This window comes from Pseudomonas sp. SID14000, assembly GCF_002165135.1.
GTDB lineage: Bacteria > Pseudomonadota > Gammaproteobacteria > Pseudomonadales > Pseudomonadaceae > Aquipseudomonas.
The window spans coordinates 1-791 of sequence record NZ_NFZQ01000060.1; the positions used below are offsets into that span (position 1 = coordinate 1).

General features: G+C 70.3%; 1 protein-coding gene. It reads right to left on the reverse strand.

Going from position 1 to position 791, the window contains the following annotated elements; all coding sequences use genetic code 11:
• Nucleotides 1–770: acyltransferase domain-containing protein (locus CAY82_RS27380; RefSeq protein WP_256576337.1), on the reverse strand; the 770-nt coding region annotated here is incomplete at its 3' end.
• Nucleotides 771–791: the final 21 nt, after the last annotated feature.

Consider the following 791-nt stretch of genomic DNA (forward strand, 5'->3'; position numbering starts at 1 on the left):
ACAGGCGCCACGACGCCGTCCGACGCCGGCGGGTCGAGTGGGATGCGCTTCAGCGCCGCCCCGCTGCGCTCGATCGAACGCTCGTCCTCCACCACGGGCGCCTGCGCGAGCGCGACCGGCCGCGCCGAGGCGTCGACGGGATGGTGCACGCGACGGAACGGGTACGTCGGGAGGGGCACTCGCCCGCTTTCCGGGTACACCTTCGCCCACACGATCTCGGTGCCCTGCTCGTACAGCTCGGCCAGCCCGTTCATCGTGGCCAGCACCGGATCCTGACCGAGCCGCTGGGTCGGGATCCAGGTGCTGTTCGGAGCGATCCGCCGCCCGGCCGGGCTCAGTACGGCATCCGGGCCCAGCTCGAGGAACCGGCGGCATCCTGCTGCGGTCAACGCCTCGACTGCGTCACCGAACAGCACGGGTTGGCGGAGTTGTCCGACCAGGTAGTCGCCGTCGAGCGCAGTACCGCTCTCGAGCAACTCCCCCGACCAGCTGGACACCATCGGCATCCGCAGCGGCTTGAGCTTGATCTGGGCAACGACTTTGGCGAAGTCGGCGAGGATCGGATCGACCAGCGAGCTGTGGAACGCCCGGTCGACCTCCAGCCGCTGCCACTTGAGCTCCAGCCGGTCGAGCTGCTCGGCCAGCTGCCCGACGATCACCTCGGACCCGGTCAGCACGAACGACTGCGGACCGTTGCCCGCGGCAATCTCCACGCCCGGCGTCTGCGCCAGCTCCCGAACGCGATCAGCATCCGCTCGTACGGCGACCATCGCGCCTGGCACGGTCCCGCG